18 protein-coding genes are annotated in these 17,914 nt (G+C 71.5%); 14 read left to right on the top strand and 4 right to left on the bottom strand.

Features of this window, described 5'->3' with window-relative positions:
- Window positions 1–59: 59 nt before the first annotated feature.
- A complete protein-coding gene (locus tag QWJ39_RS11530) occupies window positions 60–782 on the top strand; it encodes a CDP-alcohol phosphatidyltransferase family protein (RefSeq protein WP_290257966.1) in 723 nt (240 codons plus the stop codon).
- Here the strand turns inward: QWJ39_RS11530 and ligD are convergent.
- The gene (gene ligD, locus QWJ39_RS11535; protein ID WP_290257967.1) at window positions 779–1,801 is read right to left on the bottom strand and encodes a non-homologous end-joining DNA ligase; all 1,023 of its coding nucleotides are present in this window, start codon (window positions 1,799–1,801) and stop codon (window positions 779–781) included. The genes QWJ39_RS11530 and ligD overlap by 4 nt on opposite strands.
- A gap of 128 nt (window positions 1,802–1,929) precedes the next feature.
- Between ligD and QWJ39_RS11540 the strand changes: the two genes are divergently transcribed.
- The 6 genes from QWJ39_RS11540 (at window position 1,930) to QWJ39_RS11565 (ending at window position 5,451) form a co-directional block, all read left to right on the top strand.
- Complete coding sequence (locus tag QWJ39_RS11540) at window positions 1,930–2,283, top strand: hypothetical protein (RefSeq protein WP_290257968.1); 354 nt, start codon at window positions 1,930–1,932, stop codon at window positions 2,281–2,283.
- A complete protein-coding gene (locus tag QWJ39_RS11545; RefSeq protein WP_290257969.1) occupies window positions 2,270–2,953 on the top strand; it encodes an alpha/beta family hydrolase in 684 nt (227 codons plus the stop codon). The genes QWJ39_RS11540 and QWJ39_RS11545 overlap by 14 nt, the downstream gene beginning before the upstream one ends.
- A complete protein-coding gene (locus QWJ39_RS11550) occupies window positions 2,950–3,933 on the top strand; it encodes an amidohydrolase family protein (RefSeq protein WP_290257970.1) in 984 nt (327 codons plus the stop codon). Before QWJ39_RS11545 ends, QWJ39_RS11550 begins: the two co-directional genes overlap by 4 nt.
- Window positions 3,917–4,138 carry a hypothetical protein gene (locus tag QWJ39_RS11555; protein ID WP_290257971.1) on the top strand — a complete coding sequence of 74 codons (222 nt, stop codon included), beginning with the start codon at window positions 3,917–3,919 and terminating at the stop codon, window positions 4,136–4,138. The genes QWJ39_RS11550 and QWJ39_RS11555 overlap by 17 nt, the downstream gene beginning before the upstream one ends.
- A 69-nt stretch (window positions 4,139–4,207) precedes the next feature.
- Window positions 4,208–4,534: a metalloregulator ArsR/SmtB family transcription factor gene (locus tag QWJ39_RS11560; RefSeq protein WP_290257972.1), complete on the top strand. Its 327-nt coding sequence runs from the start codon at window positions 4,208–4,210 to the stop codon at window positions 4,532–4,534.
- On the top strand, window positions 4,531–5,451 hold the full coding sequence (locus QWJ39_RS11565) for a cation diffusion facilitator family transporter (protein WP_290257973.1): 921 nt from the start codon (window positions 4,531–4,533) through the stop codon (window positions 5,449–5,451). The genes QWJ39_RS11560 and QWJ39_RS11565 overlap by 4 nt, the downstream gene beginning before the upstream one ends.
- Before the next feature lie 4 nt (window positions 5,452–5,455).
- On the opposite strand, the gene hrpB is transcribed toward QWJ39_RS11565, so the two are convergent.
- Complete coding sequence (gene hrpB / locus QWJ39_RS11570) at window positions 5,456–8,101, bottom strand: ATP-dependent helicase HrpB (protein WP_290258252.1); 2,646 nt, start codon at window positions 8,099–8,101, stop codon at window positions 5,456–5,458.
- Between the two features lie 157 nt (window positions 8,102–8,258).
- On the opposite strand from hrpB, the gene QWJ39_RS11575 reads away from it, so the two are divergent.
- The 7 genes from QWJ39_RS11575 (at window position 8,259) to ggt (ending at window position 15,305) form a co-directional block, all read left to right on the top strand.
- Entirely contained in the window at window positions 8,259–9,281 is a 1,023-nt protein-coding gene (locus QWJ39_RS11575; RefSeq protein ID WP_290257974.1) for an LLM class flavin-dependent oxidoreductase, read from the top strand.
- A 29-nt stretch (window positions 9,282–9,310) separates the two neighbouring features.
- Entirely contained in the window at window positions 9,311–9,583 is a 273-nt protein-coding gene (locus tag QWJ39_RS11580; protein WP_356903343.1) for a hypothetical protein, read from the top strand.
- Between the two features lie 217 nt (window positions 9,584–9,800).
- Complete coding sequence (locus QWJ39_RS11585) at window positions 9,801–10,844, top strand: NAD(P)-dependent alcohol dehydrogenase (protein WP_290257975.1); 1,044 nt, start codon at window positions 9,801–9,803, stop codon at window positions 10,842–10,844.
- A 254-nt stretch (window positions 10,845–11,098) separates the two neighbouring features.
- Entirely contained in the window at window positions 11,099–11,599 is a 501-nt protein-coding gene (locus QWJ39_RS11590) for an N-acetyltransferase (protein ID WP_290257976.1), read from the top strand.
- A 394-nt stretch (window positions 11,600–11,993) separates the two neighbouring features.
- A complete protein-coding gene (locus tag QWJ39_RS11595) occupies window positions 11,994–12,911 on the top strand; it encodes an SDR family oxidoreductase (RefSeq protein WP_290257977.1) in 918 nt (305 codons plus the stop codon).
- Entirely contained in the window at window positions 12,908–13,387 is a 480-nt protein-coding gene (locus QWJ39_RS11600; protein ID WP_290257978.1) for an NUDIX domain-containing protein, read from the top strand. The genes QWJ39_RS11595 and QWJ39_RS11600 overlap by 4 nt, the downstream gene beginning before the upstream one ends.
- A 91-nt stretch (window positions 13,388–13,478) precedes the next feature.
- Window positions 13,479–15,305, top strand: coding sequence for a gamma-glutamyltransferase (ggt, locus tag QWJ39_RS11605; RefSeq protein ID WP_290257979.1), 1,827 nt, complete (start codon window positions 13,479–13,481; stop codon window positions 15,303–15,305).
- A 12-nt stretch (window positions 15,306–15,317) separates the two neighbouring features.
- On the opposite strand, the gene QWJ39_RS11610 is transcribed toward ggt, so the two are convergent.
- Window positions 15,318–15,857: a DUF664 domain-containing protein gene (locus QWJ39_RS11610; protein ID WP_290257980.1), complete on the bottom strand. Its 540-nt coding sequence runs from the start codon at window positions 15,855–15,857 to the stop codon at window positions 15,318–15,320.
- A gap of 154 nt (window positions 15,858–16,011) precedes the next feature.
- Entirely contained in the window at window positions 16,012–17,871 is a 1,860-nt protein-coding gene (ilvD, locus tag QWJ39_RS11615; protein WP_290257981.1) for a dihydroxy-acid dehydratase, read from the bottom strand.
- Window positions 17,872–17,914 lie beyond the last annotated feature (43 nt).

Raw genomic sequence — 17,914 nt, forward strand, 5'->3', positions numbered from 1 at the left:
GATGTCGGGGCATTAGGCAGCGGCCCCGCACCGGCCCGCGGCGATACCATGGCCGCATCATGACTGAACTCCGGACCGCCCCGCATCCGGCGGTGGCCGACGTTTCCGTGGCCGCCGTGGCGTACCTCGGTGCCGTCGCCGTGGTCGCCGGCCCGTCGCTTCCCGTCGGCGGGGGCGCACTGCTCGCGGTGGGCGCCGGCGCGGCGGTGCTGACCGGAGCCGGCGCGAACCTGCTGGGCCGGGCCGTCCCGTCCTGTACCCCCGCGGACCGGGTCACCCTTGCCCGGGCGGTGCTGGTGGCTTGCTGCGCCGCGCTCACCGCGTCGGGGCTGCTGACCGGCGGCCCTTCGGGGCTGCCGCTGCTCGCCGTCGGGACGGCGGCCTTCGCCCTGGACGCCGTGGACGGGCCGGTGGCGCGGCGGACCGGGACCGCCTCGGCCGACGGCGCCCGCCTCGACACCGCCACCGACGCGGCACTGACGCTGGTACTGGCCTGCGCCGTGGCGGGCAGCCTTGGCGTCTGGGCGCTCGGATCTGGCCTTCTCTATTACGTGTTCCAAGCCGCGGGCCGGGTCCGGCCGCCGCTTCGCGTGCCATTGCCGCCGTCGGCCGCCCGGAAGGTGATCGGCGCGCTGCAGCCGGCGGCCCTGCTGTTCGCCCTGGTGCCCGGCATCCCGGGGGCTGCGGCGACCGCTGCGGTCGCGGCCGCACTCGGCCTGCTGGTGTTGTCCTTCGGGCGGGACGTCGTGGTCCTGGAGCGGCGGCGGGCGGCCGCCGGTTAGTCCTTGGCTTTGGCGCGGCTGGGCTGTACGCGCGGCGGTTCGCCCGGCATCTTGGGGAAGTCCGGCGGGAACGGCAGCTCGCCGAGGCCGGCCGCGGCATCCCGCTCCCACCAGCCGAGCAGGCCATCGATCGAGCCGGGGTTGGCGTGCATTCCGGCCCAGGGGTCGCCGGTGGCCCGCAGCCGGTCCGGCACCGTCGCCACGGTCAGGGCAGCCGGATCGGCGTCGTCGAGTTCCTCCCACGTCAGCGGGCAGGACACCGTCGCCCCCGGCAGCGCCCGCGGGCTGTAGGCCCCGGCCATGGTGCGGTCCCGGTTGGCCTGGTTGAAGTCGATGAAGACCCGTTCCCCGCGCTCCTCCTTCCACCAGGCGGTGGTTACCTGCTCGGGCATCCGGCGCTCCAGTTCACGGGCCGCGGCGATCACGGCATGCCGGACGTCCAGGAACTCGTGGTCCGGCTCGATCGGCGCGAACACGTGCAGCCCGCGGTTGCCGGAGGTCTTGATGAAGGCCTCCAGGCCGACGTCGGCGAGGACCTTCCGCAGCTCCCGGGCGGCGGGGACGGCGTCCCTGAAGGAGGTTCCCGGCTGCGGGTCTAGGTCGATGCGGAGCTGGTCCGGGTTGTCCGGGTTCCCGGCCCGCGATGCCCAGGGGTGGAAGACCACGGTGTTCATCTGCACCGCCCAGACTGCGGCCGCCGCCTCGTCGATCACCAGCTGCGGGTGGGACCGTCCGCTGGGATAGACCACCGGCACCGACCTGACGAAGTCCGGCGCCCCCTTCGGCGGATTCTTCGAGAAGAACTGTTCGCCGTCGACGTCGCCGGAGAAACGCTGCAGGGTGATGGGCCGGTCCCCATTCGCGGCCAGGAATGCCTCGCCGACGTCGATCATGAACCGCGCCAGGTCCAGCTTGGTCACCCCCGCGGCGGGCCAGACCAGCCGGGACGGGCTGGAAATCCGGACCTCCCGCTCGCCGTGCGGACCCGGAACCGTCACCATCGTCTCTTCCCTTGCCATGAGGGCAGGCTACCCCGCGCTCGGTCCCGGCGACACCCGCCGGGAACGCGTCGCCGCCGGTCCGGTCGCCACGGGAGCCGCGGCCCGGCGTCTGGCTCCGGCTGCCGCCGCTGGCTAGGGTGGCTTCCATGGCTGAGGCATTGGCGTCCCTGGCGGACGCATTCAAGACGGTGGGGGTCTCCCGGGCGTACGGCGAGCCGATCGACCTCGCGGGAGAGCGGGTGGTGCCCGTGGCGCTGGTGTCCTTCGGGTTCGGCGGCGGCAGCGCGCCGGCATCCGGGGAGGAACCCGGCGGGGCCGGCGGAGGCGGGGGCGGGTTTGTCCTGCCGCTGGGAGTGTATGCGGGCGGCCGCGATGGCCGGAGCGTATTCCGACCCAACCCGGTGGTCCTGATGGCCGCCGCGGTGCCCCTGGTGTGCGCCGCGGGCTGGGCGCTGAGGGCCCTGGTCCCCGGAACGCGGGCGGCAGGTGCCCGTGGTTGAGGAGGCGCTGAGCATCGACGTGGACGGCACCGCGGTGTCCGCCGTTTATGCCCGGCCCGACCACCCGGTGGCCACGCTGGTGCTGGCGCACGGGGCCGGCGCCGGGATGGACCACCCCTTCATGACCGGCTTCACCGCCGCCCTGGACGACGACGGCGTCGCCACCCTCCGCTTCAACTTCCCCTACCGGGAGGCCGGGCGGAAGTTCCCGGACCGCCCGCCGGTCGCCATTGCAACGTGGCGGGCCGCGATGGCTGCCGCACGCGAACGCTCCACCGGCGAGCCGGTCTGGGCGGCCGGGAAGTCCTTCGGCGGCCGGATGGCGTCCATGGCGGTGGCCGAGGGGATGCCGGCGGCCGGCCTTGTCTACCTCGGCTACCCGCTGCACCCGCCGGGCAAGCCGGAGAAGCTCCGGGACGAACACCTCTACGGCGTGAGCGTGCCCATGTTGTTCCTGCAGGGCACCCGGGACACCTTCGCCACCGGGAACCTGTTGGACACGGTTGCCGCCCGGATCGGGCCCTCCGCCGAGGTGCAGTGGGTCGAGGGCGGGGACCACTCCTTCGCCGTGGCCGGCAGGAAGCGCCCCGCGGACCAGATCGGCGCGGGACTGGCGGAACCGGTGGCCCGTTTCCTCCGGTCCCATGCCCCGGAAGGAACCGGGAAGTGAGCGGCGGGCACGGTCGTGCAGCGCTCACCGACGCCGACGTGCCGGCGTGGTGGCAGCGGCTGGGCCTGCCCGGCCTGATCGACATCCACACGCATTTCCTCCCGGAACGGATGCTCCGCCGGGTCTGGGCCCATTTCGACGAGGCCGGCCCCCTGGTCGGCCGGCCCTGGCCGATCACCTACCGCACCGCGCAGGACCAGCGGCTCGCCACCCTCCGCGCCCTCGGCGTCCGGCGCTTCACCGCCCTGACCTATGCTCACCGGCCGGACATGGCGACGGACCTCACCGACTTCGCCCTGGACCTCGCCGCCGCCGAGCCGGACTGCGTCCCCAGCGCGACCTTCTACCCGGAGGAGGGCGTGGTCGGACAGGTGGAGCGGGCCCTCTCCCGTGGTGCCAGGGTCTTCAAGATCCATGCCCAGGTGGGCGGCTTCGACCTGCGCGAGCCCATCCTGGACCCGGCCTGGGGACTCCTGGCCGACGCCGGCATTCCCGTCGTCATCCACGTCGGCTCCGGCCCCGTCCCCCGGCACGGATTCACCGGCCCCGACAAGCTCGAGGGGGTGCTGCGCCGCCACCCGGACCTGACCGCCGTCGTCGCCCACCTCGGCGCCCCGGAGTACGCCGAGTTCCTGGACCTGGCCGACCGCTACCCCGGCGTCCACCTGGACACCACCATGGCCTTCACCGACTTCTTCGAGTCCGTGACCCCGTTCCCGGCGGGCCTGCTCCCCCGGCTGGCGGACCTCGGTGACCGGGTGGTGCTGGGCAGCGACTTCCCCAACATCCCCTATCCCTACGCCCACCAGCTGGAGGCGCTGGAACGGCTGCGGGACCGGGAGCCGCGGCTCGACGACGCCTGGCTGCGGGCCGTGTGCTGGGACAACGGCGCCCGGCTGATCGGGGACGGCGCTGGTCCTTCAGCTGTTCCCTTATCCGCGCCGAGCCTGAATGATGGGTCCCATGACGAAACCCTATGAAGCGTCCCGCCCCATCGAGTCCGACAACCCGGAGGCGGTGACGTCCGCCGTCCGCGAGGCCACCAACGAACTCCGTGACACCCTGCAGCGCGACGGCATCGAGGTCAGTTTTCAGGACCTGGCGTTGCTGGGCCACTCGGAATCCTGGGACGACGAGGGACAGCGCTGGGTGCACGTCGCCTGGGACGGCGCCGAGGCCGGCTAGCCCCCGACACCGGACGCTGCACAGGCACCGACCGCTGCGACAGTACAGAAATCGCTGTAGTATTTTCGCATGCAGACACTGACCAGCACGGGCGTCCTGGCCCGGTTCGGCAAGGCGCTCGCGGACCCCACCCGGTCCTCGATCCTGCTGAGGCTCAAGGACGGGCCGGCGTTCCCGGGCGAGCTGGCCGAGTCCCTCGGCGTGAGCCGGCAGATGCTCTCCAATCACCTGGCCTGCCTGCGGGACTGCGGCCTCGTCGTCGCCGAGCCGGCCGGACGCAAGGTCCGCTACGAACTCTCGGACGCCAGGCTCGCCCACGCCCTCGGGGATCTGCTGGAGGTCATTCTCACCGTGGAGCCCATCTGCACCTGCCCGGACGAGGACTGCACGCCGTGAGCGGGCACCACGACCACTCGCAGGCCGTCGACGCCGACGGCAACCGCACCCGGCTGCTGCTGGTCTTCGGCATCACGGTCCTGGTCATGGTTGCGGAGATCATCGGCACGGTGCTCTCGGGCAGCCTGGCCCTGCTGGCCGACGCCGGACACATGTTCACGGACGCGGCCGGCCTGCTGATCGCGCTGATCGCGGCGTCCCTGGCGCTCCGGCCCGCCACCATGAAGCGGACCTGGGGTTTCAAGCGCGCCGAGATCCTGGCCGCGGCCCTGCAGGCGGGGCTGTTGCTGATCGTGGGCGCCTTCGTGATCGTCGAAGGCATCCGGCGCCTCTTCGAGCCGCCCGAGGTGGGCTCCTCGCTGATGCTCTGGTTCGGCGTGATCGGCCTGGCCGGCAACGCCGTGGGCCTGCTGGTCCTGGCCGCCGGCCGGAAGCACAACTTCAACATGCGCGCCGCGTTCCTCGAGGTGCTCAATGACGCTCTGGGCTCCGTGGCGGTGATCGTCGCCGCCCTGGTGATCGCCTGGACCGGCTGGACCCGGGCCGACGCGCTGGTGTCCCTGCTGATCGGTGCGCTGATCATCCCGCGGACGCTCAAACTGCTGATGGAGACCGTGCACGTCCTGCTCGAGAGCACCCCTAAGGGCCTCGACCTGGGCCAGGTGCGGACCCACATCCTGGCACTGCCGCACGTGATCGACGTCCATGACCTGCACGCCTCGCTGGTGGGGTCCGGCACCCCGGTAATTACCGGGCACGTCACGCTCGAGGACGAGTGCCTCACCGACGGCCACGCCGCGACCATCCTGGCCGACCTGCAGCGCTGCGTTGCCGAACACTTCGACATCTCCGTGGAGCACTCCACCTTCCAGCTCGAACCGGCGGCCCACCGGGACCAGGAGCACCTGCCCCACTAGGCGCCTACATCCGGTTCTTGACCTTCGCGGTGGCCGGGGCCGTCCACGGGTCTTCCGGCCACGGGTGCTTAGGGTAGCGTCCGCGCATCTCCGCGCGGACCCGGGCGTACGGCCCGGACCAAAACGAGGCAAGGTCGTCCGTGACCGCCAGCGGCCGCCGCGCCGGGGACAGCAGATGGAAAAGCACCGGCACCCGGCCCTCCACCAGCCGGGGCGTCCGATCCCAGCCGAAGCACTCCTGCAGCTTGACCGCGACGACGGGCCGGCCGCCGTCGTCGTCCGCCGCGGGGTAATCGATGCGGACCATCGAGCCGCTGGGAACCTTCAGGGATTCGGGCGCCAGCTCGGCCAGGCGCGACGCTTCGGGCCAGGGCAGCAGCCGCCGCAGCGGGTCCAGGAGGTCGACACCGGCAGTCCGGCCGCCCGCGGCCAGCGCCTCGAGTTCGGGCGCCAGCCAGTCCTCCAGCCGGGCCAACAGGGCCTCCTCCGAGACATCCGGCCAGGGCGCGCCGAGCTCCCGGTGCAGCAGAGCCAGCCGGCGGCGGAGCGCATCCGAGGCCGGTGACCAGCCGATGGCGCCCAGCCCCGCCCCGGCGAGGGCGCGGCCCACGGCCGCGCGGCCCGTTTCCGGCGTCGGACGCACCGGGGTGGAGGACAGCACGATCGCACCCAGCCGGCGTTCCTGGCGGGCGGTCACCCGGCCGCCGTCGAAAGCCGCGACCACCGTGTCGGTGAGCAGGTGCGCGGCGGCGGTTTCGGCATCTGCCGGGGCGAGGGGCGCCGCGGCGCGGATAACGGCGCCGGTGCCCGCAGCCTCATGCCCGTCGGCGCGGCTGACCTCCGCGACGGCGAGCCAGTCCTGCCCGGCGAGGCGGCTGCTGCCGGGAAGGGCGGCGCGGGTGCCTGAGGCGAGCAGGTAACGGTCGCCGGGGCCGGGCACCCGGCGCGCCACCCGGTCGGGGAAGGCGAGGGCGACGACGTGGCCGGCCTCCTCACCGGGCACCCCCGGGCCGGCCGGTTTCTTCCCGGTCTCCGCGGCGGCGGAGGGCGCCGGTTTGGGCGCAATTCGGCCACCCGCGCCCGCGGTACGGGCGATCGACTCCAGCCGCCGCACCTCGTCGGCCCAACTGCGCGCGCCGGGATCCCTGCCCGAGCGCAGTGCCGCCAGCAGCCCGGGCAGGTCCGCCCCGGGGGCGCGCTGGCCGCCGGACACGGCGGCGACGGCCTCGGCGGCCGCTCGGGGGCCCACCGCGGTACCGCCCTCCAGGAGCGCGCGGCCCAGCCGCGGGTCGGCGGGGATGCGTGCCAGGGTGCGGCCGAGGCCGGTGGCGTGGCCGTCGGCTCCGACGGCGCCCAGTTCCCGCAGGACCTCGACGGCGTCGGCCATCGCCGCGGCCGGCGGGGCATCCGGCAACGCCATGCCGCGGCCCTCGGGGGAACCCCAGCAGGCGAGCACCAGGGCGGCCCCGGTGAGATCCGCGACGGTGATTTCCGGGGTGACATGCGCGGGGGCGGCACCGAAACTGCGCTCGTCGTAGCAGCGCACCACCCGGCCCGGGCCCAGGCGCGCTGCACGGCCGGCCCGCTGGCCCGCGGACGCCCGGGAACAGGACACGGTGACCAGGCCGGTCATGCCGCGGGCGGCGTCGCGGCGCGGTTCGCGGGCCAGGCCCGAGTCGATCACCAGGCGGACGCCCGGGACGGTGAGGGATGATTCGGCGAGCGCGGTGCTGACGATGATCCGCGGCTGCCCGCCGGGGACGCGCCCGGACACCGCCCGGTCCTGGGTCGCGGGGTCGGCCTGGCCGTGCAGCTCCAGCACCTCCGCCGTCGTCCGTCCCCGCAGCCGTGACGCCACGTGCGTGACTTCCCGGGCGCCCGGCATGAAGACGAGCGCGTCGAGATCGTCCCCGGCGGCGACGGCGGCGGCGTGCGTGGCGGCCGCCGTGTCCGCGACGTGGTCCAGGAAGGAGCGCGTCACACCGCGGGCGTCCAGCCGCGGTCCCGGCGCGGGCGCCCACTGCACCTCCAGCGGATGGAGCGCGCTGGGGCAGCCGACGACGGGCGCCGGCACGGCCGGGGAGGCATCGGAGTCCCCAAGCAGTTCGGCGAAGCGGCGCGCGTCCAGGGTGGCGGACATTGCTACCAGGGCCAGGTCGCCGCGGAGCTGGCGCACCTCGGCCAGCATGCCCAGCAGCAAATCCGTCTCCAGCCCTCGTTCGTGCACCTCATCCAGCACGACGGCGGCGGTCCCCTCCAGTCCCGGGTCGGCGAGCAGGCGACGCAGCAGGATCCCCGGGGTGACGAATTCCACGAGCGTGTCCGGGCCGGTCCGCCGCTCGCCGCGTACCGCGTAGCCCACCCGCTCCCCCAGCGGGCTGCCGTCCAGGGCGGCGAGGCGGCGGGCTGCGGCGCGGGCGGCGACCCGGCGGGGCTGGGTGACCACGATCCGGGCGGGCGCCCCGTTCGGGGCGGCGGCCGCGTCGCCGGCCAGTGCCAGGTTCGCCAGCAACGGGGGCACCAGCGTGGTCTTTCCGGTCCCCGGCGGCGCCTCCACCACCGCGGCAGCACCGGGGCCACCGGCCGCCAGCGCCCCGGCCAGCTCTCCCAGGGACCCGGCGAATACCAGGCCCGCGCCGATGGCACCCATGTCAAAGGGACGGCGATGGAAGCGGGGATTCCTGGCGGGGGCAGTCACACTTCCATTCTCCCCGCCCCGGCGCACCGGGCCGCACGCCGCCGTTCCCCACCCGCAGAACGGGCTGTGCGGACGGAATAGGAACCCCCGGTGGCGCGTTGGGGCTGATGTGAAAAACATTGGCTTCCTGTCCTTTGGCCACTGGACCGACCACCCGGAGTCCGGCACCCGCAGCGCCTCGGATGCGCTCCTGCAGGCGATCGACCTCGCCGTCGCGGCCGAGGAACTGGGCGCGGACGGCGCCTACTTCCGCGTCCACCACTTCGCCCAGCAGTACGCCTCTCCCTTCCCGCTGCTGGCGGCGGTCGGCGCCAGGACCAGCCGCATCGAGATCGGCACCGGCGTCATCGATATGCGCTACGAGAACCCGCTCTACATGGCCGAGGACGCCGGGGCAGCTGACCTGATCAGTGGCGGACGGCTGCAGCTCGGCATCAGCCGCGGGTCACCCGAGCAGGTCGTCGACGGGTGGCGGCACTTCGGCTACACCCCGGCGGACGGCGAATCCGACGCCGACATGGGCCGCCGCCACACCGAACGGCTGCTCGAGGTACTGAAGGGCGAGGGCTTCGCCGCGCCGAGCCCGCGGCCGATGTTCCCGAACCCGCCGGGGCTGCTGCGGATTGAGCCGCACTCGGCGGGGCTCCGTGAGCGGATCTGGTGGGGCTCCGGCTCCAACGCCACCGCGGTCTGGGCCGCGAAACTCGGCATGAACCTGCAGAGTTCCACACTCAAGGACGACGAGAGCGGCAAGCCCTTCCACATCCAGCAGGCCGAACAGATCGAGCTTTACCGGCAGGCCTGGAAGGACGCCGGCCACCAGCGCGAACCCCGTGTGTCGGTCAGCCGCAGCATCGTCGCCCTGACGGACGAGCGGGACTGGCACTACTTCGGCCGTGACCGGCGCAGCTCGGACCAGATCGGCAACATCGACGAAAAAACCCGGGCGATCTTCGGCCGCTCCTACGCCGGAGCCCCGGACGAACTTGCCGCCAAACTGGCCGAGGACGAGGCGATCGCCGCGGCCGACACCCTGCTGCTGACCGTCCCCAACCAGCTGGGCGTCGACTACAACGCCCACGTCATCGAGTCCGTGCTCAAGCACGTCGCCCCGCAACTGGGCTGGCGCTGAGCCCGTCCCCACAGAGAGCAGACCCCCTGATGCACTTCCAGCAGGACGCCGAGGGCTTCATCCGGATGCCTCGGCACCTTCCGGCCGGCACCCCCGTCACCATCACCTTCAGCGACGGCTCCACCGCGGAGTTCACCGGACGGGACCTCAACGCCGCCTACGACCGGTCGCTGGCCGAGTTCCGGGCCGGAAACAACCTGGACGCGAAGGGCTTCTCCCGGACACCGAAGGCACGGACCAACTCCGGCAACCGGATCGAGTTCGTCCGCGTCCACCCGGACATGGCCCGCGGACGCGCCTGACCCGCCTTCCACGCGGCACCGGCGTCGGACGTCAAAAAAAATTAATCAGCACACTGCGGAACAATCCCGCCGGGTGCGCTGTTGTCTCCCACTGTGGCTCCGATCGGTTCGCCGGCCGGGGGCACATTCCGGCGCAGCCTTGGGCTGATCCCCCGCCGGCAGCTGTTGTTGATTCTCCCCAGACCGCTAACGAATCACAGATACACACTGGAGATACATGCTTACCGTTAACGCTTATGCCGCACCGTCCGCCACCGGCGATCTGGTCCCCACCACGATCGAACGCCGCGACGTCGGACCCCATGACGTCCTGATCGAGATCAAGTTCGCCGGCATCTGCCACTCGGATATCCACACCGTCCGCGGCGACTGGGGCCCCCAGTCCTACCCGCTCGCTCCCGGCCACGAGATCGCCGGCATTGTCACCGAGGTCGGCTCCGCCGTCACCAAGCACGCCGTCGGTGACCGCGTCGGCGTCGGCTGCATGGTCAACTCCTGCGGCGAGTGCGTGAACTGCCAGGCCGGCGAAGAGCAGTACTGCCTCAAGGGCAACACCGGCACCTACGGCGCCGTCGACCGTGACGGCACCATCACCCAGGGCGGCTACTCTACCCACGTCGTCGTCACCGAAGACTTCGTGGTGCGGATCCCGGAGGGCATCGAGCTCGACGTCGCCGCTCCCCTGCTGTGCGCCGGCATCACCACCTACTCCCCGCTGAAGCACTGGAACGCCGGCCCCGGCAAGAAGGTCGCCGTCGTTGGCCTGGGCGGCCTGGGCCACATGGCCGTCAAGCTCGCCCACGCCATGGGCGCCGAGGTGACCGTCCTCTCGCAGTCGCTGAAGAAGCAGGAAGACGGCCTGAAGCTGGGCGCCGACCACTACTACGCCACGAGCGACGAGAACACCTTCAGTGAGCTCGCCGGCAGCTTCGACCTGATCATCAACACGGTCAGCGCTTCGATCGACATCAGCTCCTACCTGCAGCTGCTGCGCCTCGACGGCACCATGGTCAACGTTGGCGCCCCCGCCGAGCCGCTGCCGGTCAACGCGTTCGCCCTGATCGGCGGCCGGCGCTCCTTCGCCGGTTCCATGATCGGCGGCATCCGCCAGACCCAGGAGATGCTGGACTTCTGCGCCGAGCACCACCTGGGCGCCGAGATCGAGGTCATCCCGGCCGAGAAGATCAACGAGGCTTACGAGCGCGTTCTGGCTTCCGACGTGCGCTACCGCTTCGTGATCGACACGGCCACGCTCAGCTAGGCACCCCGTCACCGGGGACGGTCCGCCAGGTGCGGCCCGTCCGCGGTGCCGGCAGACGGCCCGGCGGCGCAGGAATTCCCTGTGCCGCCGGGCCGTTCCTGTGTCCGGGCCGTGGGCCAACCGAAAGATCTCCACAAATATCACCGGCCCGAAACCTGGGCGCAATATTGGCGGTACAGTCTGGATGGAAGGCCGGAGCGCCCCGCCCGGCCCGGGCATCCCCGGACTCCGCCCAGGAGAGAGTGCAGGTCGCCGTGAATCCCCTGTTCGTCCTCACCGCTGAAACGGCCGCCGGCGGCTCCACCCGCCGCGGCGTGCCCCTCCGCCCCATCAAGCCCGACGACGTCGACGAACTCTCACGGATGTATCACGAGTCGTACGCGGAGAGCCTTCCCCAGCCGCCCGAGCGGGCCACGGGCTGGATCGACGCGCTGCTCTCCGGAGCGGAGGGCGCCCACCTCCCCGAGGCCTCCGCCGTCCTGACCGGACCAGAGGGCCAGCTGACCGCGGCCATCATCGTCACCGAACCGGCCCCCGGCAGCGACGGGGAATGGGACGCCGTGATCGCCGAACTCTTCACCCACCCCGACTTCCGCCGCCAGGGCCTGGCTGACGAACTGCTTAGCCACTGCCTCGACACCCTCCAGATACAGGGCCGCAACACGGTGGCGGTTACGGTGGACAGCGGCAACTTCGCCGCGCTGGCGTTTTATCTATCCCGCGACTTCCGCCGCCACACCGACGACGACGCCTAGGAGCCACCCCCGCCCCCGGGTTTTGTAACGTCACTGGAGTTATTGCTACCGTGGCGGGTACGTTTCAACATTTCTTGGGGGAAATATGAATAAGGCACAGCGACGCGCCCACGTGGAGCCGCCCTGTCCGGCCTGCGGATCCCGGGTGGTTCCGAACTGGACCGACCAGCGGCATGCGTCCGCCCGGCAACCCGACTGGCAGGTCAGCGACCGGCAGTGCAGCTCGCAGCTGTGCCGGCTCAACGACCCGCAGAACTGGTAGCGGCCCGGGCCCGGCCTCCCGGGTCAGGCGCCCCCCGGGCCGGATGGTAGGACTGCGTGAGCCGCCGGGATGATCCGGTGCCGCCCGCGTGTTGAAGCCCTCGGAAGAACACACCACCCGAGAGGAACCATCATGAGCATCGTTGTCACCGGCGCCACCGGCCACCTGGGCCGCCTCGTCCTGGAATCCCTGCTCCGCCGAGGCGCCCCCGCGGGCGAGCTCGTCGCCGTCGGCCGCGCCGTCGACAAGCTGGATGAGTTCGCCGGCCGCGGCGTCCAAGTCCGGGCCATGGACTACGACGACGCCGGGTCGGTCGCGGCGGCCCTCAAGGGTGCGTCCAAGGTGCTGCTGATTTCCGGCAGCGCCGTCGGCCAGCGCCTCGAACAGCACCGGACCGTCATCGACGCCGCCCGGGCCGAGGGCGTGGAACTCTTCGCCTACACCAGCATCGCCAACGCGGACAGCACGGGGATGAAGCTCGCCGCCGAACACCAGGCCACCGAGAAGCTCCTCGCCGAGTCCGGACTGCCCCACGTCCTCCTCCGCAACGGCTGGTACCTGGAGAACTACACCGAACAGCTGCCGGGCACCCTGGCCCAGGGCGGCTTCGCCGGCAGCGCCGGTGACGGCAAGGTCAGCGCCGCCGCCCGCGCCGACTACGCGGACGCGGCCGCAGCCGTGCTCCTGGCCGACGACCAGGCCGGCAAGGTCTATGAACTCGGCGGCGACCAGGCCTTCACCATGGCGGAACTGGCGGCCGAGATCAGCGCGGCGGCCGGACAACCTGTGGCCTACCAGGACCTCCCTGCCGCGGACTACGCCGCGATGCTCGCCGGATTCGGGGTCCCCGCGGACTTCGCCGGCATCCTCGCCGACTCCGACGTCGGCATTGCCCGCGGCGACCTTCTGGTCACCTCCGGCCAGCTCGCATCCCTGATCGGGCGGCCGGCCACCACCATGCCCGACGCGGTGCGTTCGGCCGTGGCCGCGCTCAAGGACGCCGCGCCGGAACACGGGACCGGCAACGAAGCGGACCCGGCAGCCAAGTGACCGTCCACAGCGCGGGCCTGCTGCTCTACCGCCGGACCGGCGCCGGGCTGGAGGTCTGGATCGCCCACATGGGCGGTCCGTTCTGGGCGCGCAAGAAAACCGCGTCCTGGTCCATCCCGAAGGGCATCCACACGGACCAGGAGGACCCGCTCGCCGCGGCCCGGCGTGAGTTCACCGAAGAGATCGGCACCCCGCCGCCCGAGGCCGATTACGTTCCGTTGGGCAGCTTCCGGCAGTCATCCGGGAAGGTAGTCACCGTCTTCGCCGCGGAGACGGACTTCGCCCCGGAGCGGATCGTCAGCAACACCTTCCCGCTGGAGTGGCCCAGGGGCTCGGGCACCATCCGGGAATTCCCCGAGATCGACGCAGCCGAATGGGTTGGCGAGGACGAGGCCAGGCTCCGGCTGGTCCGCGGCCAGCTCCCCATACTCGACGCCCTGGTCCGGCGCCTCGACGGGAGGCCGGAACCGACCTGACGCCCCCGACGCAGAACGTCTTGTCATTGAATGTCACAAAATCGACACGTAGTGTGACATCAATCGACAGACCTCTTCACCGGGAGCATTCATGAAAACACCAGGACGCAGGCTCTCCGCCCTGACGGCGGCGCTGGCACTCACCGTGGCCGGCGGCGCCGTCGCGGGCCCCGCCGTCGCCGATCCCCGCGGGACGGAGAAGACCCCCACCGCCACCGGGTACGGCGGCGCCGTGAGCACCGTCGATCCGGAGGCGTCCGCCGCGGCGATCGAGGTCCTCCGCAAAGGCGGCAACGCGGCCGACGCAGCGGTCGCGGCCGCCGCCACCCTGGGTGTCACCGAACCGTACAGCGCCGGCGTCGGCGGCGGCGGGTACTTCGTGTACTACGACGCCAAGAGCAAGTCGGTGGGCACCATCGACGGCCGGGAAACCGCGCCGGCCGGCATCACCCCCGACGCCTTCATCGACAAATCCAGCGGGAGGCCCTACCGCTTCACCCCGGAACTGGTGACCAGCGGCGTCGCCGTCGGTGTCCCGGGCACCCCGGCCACCTGGCAGCGCGCCCTGGAACGGTGGGGCAGCCTGGGATTGGGCGAGGCCCTGAAACCGGCCATCAAGGTGGCCGACCGCGGCTTCGTCGTCGACCCCACCTTCCGCCAGCAGACCCTGGACAACAAGGCCCGGTTCGCCGCCTTCCCGGCCACCAGCGAACTGTTCCTTCCCGGCGGCGACGCCCCCGCCGTCGGCAGCATCTTCCAGAACCACGACCTCGCCGCGACCTACCGGCTCCTGGCCAAGCAGGGCACCGCGGGCTTCTACACCGGGCCACTGGCCGCCGACATCGCGGCCACCGTCCAGAACCCCGCCAAGGCGCCCGGCACCACGCTGCCCGTGCCCGCGGGATCGATGACGACGGCGGACCTGGCCGGTTACCGGGCCGCGGACCAGGCCCCCACGCGGGTGGGCTACCGCGGACTGGACGTCTACGGCATGGCTCCCTCCAGCAGCGGCGGCACCACCGTGGGCGAGGCCCTGAACATCCTGGCCCCCACCAACCTCTCCGGCCTGTCCACCGCCGGCGCGCTGCACCACTACCTGGAGGCCAGCGCCCTGTCCTTCGCCGACCGCGGCAAGTATGTCGGCGACCCGGCCAAGGTCACGGTCCCGACGGCGGCCCTGACCGATCCGCTCTTCGGCAAGGAGCGCGCCTGCCTGATCGATCCCCTGCACGCGGCCACCAAGCCGGTGGCGCCGGGCGATGTCGCCAACTACGACGGCGTGTGCCCCGCCTCCACGGCGCCGGCGGCCAGCGAAAAGGACACCGAGAACATCTCCACCACCAACCTCACGGTGGCGGACAAGTGGGGCAACGTGGCCGAGTACACGCTCACGATCGAACAGACCGGCGGTTCCGGCATGGTGGTTCCCGGCCGCGGCTTCCTGCTCAACAACGAGCTGACCGATTTCTCCACGGTCTATGACGCGCAGGACCCGAACCGGATCGAACCCGGGAAGCGTCCCCGTTCCTCGATGTCCCCGACCATCATCCTCAAGGACGCCGCCCCGTTCGTCGCCCTGGGCTCGCCGGGCGGGTCCACGATCATCACCACCGTGCTGCAGACCATCCTGAACCGGGTGGACCTGGGCATGACCATCTCGGAGGCCATCGCCGCGCCCCGCGCCTCGCAGCGGAACACGGCGAAGGTCACCGCCGAGCCGGCGTTCATCGCGGCCTACGGCGATCAGCTCACCCCGTTCGGGCACCAGTTCACGCCCTCGGGTGACGCCTTCACGTCCGCGGCGGAGATCGGCGCCGCGACGGCGATCGAGTTCGGACCGGGCGGACGGCTGACCGCCGCCGCCGAACCCGTCCGCCGCGGCGGCGGCTCGGCCATGGTGCTCAGTGCCGGCAGGTAACCGCCGGCGGTTTCACACGCAGCAACCAGCCTGACCAGGGGCCTGGGCGGAACAGCCGCCCAGGCCCTTGGCGTACGCAGCCTGGCCCACGTGCTGGAGGCAGTCCGCCACGGCGCTGACCAGGCGCACGCCCAGGGTGACCGGCGGATCCCACCGCTCGTCCACCACCCGGTCCAGCGCGCCGTCGTCCAGTCCTTCGATAAAACCGGCAGTCTGCCGGTGCACGGCGTCGTAGTACTCCAGCAGCAGGTCCGGCCCGGCGGTCACGGAGTCCACCTGGGCGGACGAGTGCCCGTAGCCGGTGTCCCGCTCGGGCAGCGGGAGCCCGAACCTGCCGGCGAAGGCCTGGGCTGTCCAGACCTGCGGGAGGCCGGCCGCGGAGGAGACCTGGGCGTCCTCCACCCGGGCCAGGTGCCAGAGAAGCCAGGCGATGGAGTTCCCGGTCCCTCCCGGGCGCCGGGTCAGGCCGCTTTCGTCCGTTCCGTCCAGCACGGCCTCCACCGTTTCGCGGATCCGGCCAAAAGCATCGAGCAGCAGTTCGTTGGACTTCATTCCATTCCCTCCCTGGCGTCGTTCGTCCGCCCATGCTGGCACACGAACGGCCCGTTGCCCTATCACTTGCGGGTGCCAAAAAGTGTTCATAGGCACCACAGGTGATAGGGCAACGGGCCGCCGCTGCCGTGCGCGGACTGTAGGCCGGCGGGGACTAGCCGCCCAGGAGCGTGACGTCGCGGACGGCACCCTTGTCGGCGGAGGTGGCCATGGCGGCGTACGCCCGCAGCGCGGCCGAGACCTCGCGTTCCCGGTCCCTGGGCTTGTAGCCGCCGTTGATCAGCAGCTTCTCCCGCCGCTCGGCCAGCAGTTCGTCACTGACTTCCAGCTGCAGGGACCGCTGGCTGATGTTGATGCTGATGATGTCCCCGTCCTCGACCAGGGCGATAGTTCCGCCGGAGGCAGCCTCCGGGGAGATGTGCCCGATGGACAGGCCGGAGGTGCCGCCGGAGAAGCGGCCGTCGGTGATCAGGGCGCACTTCTTGCCCAGGCCGCGGCCCTTGAGGAACGACGTCGGGTACAGCATTTCCTGCATGCCCGGACCGCCCTTGGGCCCCTCGTAGCGGATGACCACCACGTCGCCTTCCTTGATCGTCTTGTTCAGGATCTTCTCCACGGCCTCATCCTGGGATTCGCACACCACGGCCGGGCCGGAGAAGGTCCAGATGGATTCATCCACACCGGCGGTCTTCACCACGGCGCCGTCCACGGCCACGTTGCCGCGGAGCACGGCCAGCCCGCCGTCCTTGGAGTAGGCGTGCTCCACGGAGCGGATGCAGCCTTCGGCGGAGTCGGTGTCCAGCGAGGTCCACTCGTTCGACTGGGAAAACGCGGTGGAGGACCGGACGCCGCCGGGGGCCGCGTGCCACAGGGCGCCGGCTTCCTCCGTGGCCTTGCCGCCGCGGATGTCCCAGTCGTCCAGCCAGCCGTCCAGGTCGGACGAGTGCACCGAGTGGACGTCCTTGTGCAGGAGGCCGCCGCGGTTCAGTTCGCCCAGCAGTGCGGGGATGCCGCCGGCACGGTGTACATCCTCCATGTAGTAGGTCCGGTCCTTGGCCACGTTCGGGGCAACCTTGGCCAGGCACGGTACCTGGCGGGACTTGGCGTCCATCTCGGCCAGGCCATAGTCAACGCCCGCCTCCTGGGCTGCGGCCAGCAGGTGCAGGATGGTGTTGGTGGATCCGCCCATGGAGATGTCCAGCGCCATGGCGTTGTCGAAGGCCTTGGCGGTGGCGATCGAGCGGGGCAGCACCGACTCGTCGTCGCCGTCGTAGTAGCGCTTCACGAGCTCGACGACGGTGGCCCCGGCCTTCTCGTACAGCGCCTTGCGCGCGGTGTGGGTGGCGAGCACGGAGCCGTTGCCGGGCAGGGACAGGCCGATGGCCTCGGTGAGGCAGTTCATCGAGTTGGCGGTGAACATGCCGGAGCAGGATCCGCAGGTGGGGCAGGCGTTTTCTTCGATGAGGTTGATGTCGGCGTCGGAGATCGACTCGTCCACGGCGTCGGAGATGGCGTTCACCAGGTCCAGGGAGCGGACGGAGCCGTCGGTCAGGGTGACGCGGCCGGCCTCCATGGGGCCGCCGGAGACGAACACCACGGGGATGTTCAGGCGCAGCGCGGCCATCAGCATGCCGGGGGTGATCTTGTCGCAGTTGGAGATGCAGACCAGGGCGTCGGCGCAGTGGGCGTTGACCATGTACTCCACGGAGTCGGCGATCAGGTCGCGGGAGGGCAGCGAGTACAGCATGCCGCCGTGGCCCATGGCGATGCCGTCATCCACGGCGATGGTGTTGAACTCGCGGGGAACCGCTCCGGCGGCCAGGATCGCGTCGGAGACGATCCGCCCCACGGGGGCGAGGTGGGTGTGGCCGGGGACGAACTCCGTAAAGGAGTTGGCCACGGCAATGATCGGTTTTCCGATGTCCGAGTTGGCGACGCCGGAGGCGCGCAGCAGGGCGCGGGCTCCGGCCATGTTCCGGCCGTGGGTGACTGTTTTAGAGCGAAGTGCAGGCATGTGTATCATCCTGCACCGCGCCGCAGCCGGGGTGAAGACGGCC

This window comes from Arthrobacter sp. YD4 (assembly GCF_030410515.1).
GTDB lineage: Bacteria > Actinomycetota > Actinomycetes > Actinomycetales > Micrococcaceae > Arthrobacter.

Coding starts and splice junctions, on each gene's coding strand:
- QWJ39_RS11530 (WP_290257966.1), top strand. CDS start 60: ATGACTGAACTCCGGACCGCCCCGCATCCGGCGGTGGCCGACGTTTCC.
- ligD (WP_290257967.1), bottom strand. CDS start 1,801: ATGGCAAGGGAAGAGACGATGGTGACGGTTCCGGGTCCGCACGGCGAG.
- QWJ39_RS11540 (WP_290257968.1), top strand. CDS start 1,930: ATGGCTGAGGCATTGGCGTCCCTGGCGGACGCATTCAAGACGGTGGGG.
- QWJ39_RS11555 (WP_290257971.1), top strand. CDS start 3,917: ATGACGAAACCCTATGAAGCGTCCCGCCCCATCGAGTCCGACAACCCG.
- QWJ39_RS11560 (WP_290257972.1), top strand. CDS start 4,208: ATGCAGACACTGACCAGCACGGGCGTCCTGGCCCGGTTCGGCAAGGCG.
- hrpB (WP_290258252.1), bottom strand. CDS start 8,101: ATGGGTGCCATCGGCGCGGGCCTGGTATTCGCCGGGTCCCTGGGAGAG.
- QWJ39_RS11580 (WP_356903343.1), top strand. CDS start 9,311: ATGCACTTCCAGCAGGACGCCGAGGGCTTCATCCGGATGCCTCGGCAC.
- QWJ39_RS11585 (WP_290257975.1), top strand. CDS start 9,801: ATGCTTACCGTTAACGCTTATGCCGCACCGTCCGCCACCGGCGATCTG.
- QWJ39_RS11595 (WP_290257977.1), top strand. CDS start 11,994: ATGAGCATCGTTGTCACCGGCGCCACCGGCCACCTGGGCCGCCTCGTC.
- ggt (WP_290257979.1), top strand. CDS start 13,479: ATGAAAACACCAGGACGCAGGCTCTCCGCCCTGACGGCGGCGCTGGCA.
- QWJ39_RS11610 (WP_290257980.1), bottom strand. CDS start 15,857: ATGAAGTCCAACGAACTGCTGCTCGATGCTTTTGGCCGGATCCGCGAA.
- ilvD (WP_290257981.1), bottom strand. CDS start 17,871: ATGCCTGCACTTCGCTCTAAAACAGTCACCCACGGCCGGAACATGGCC.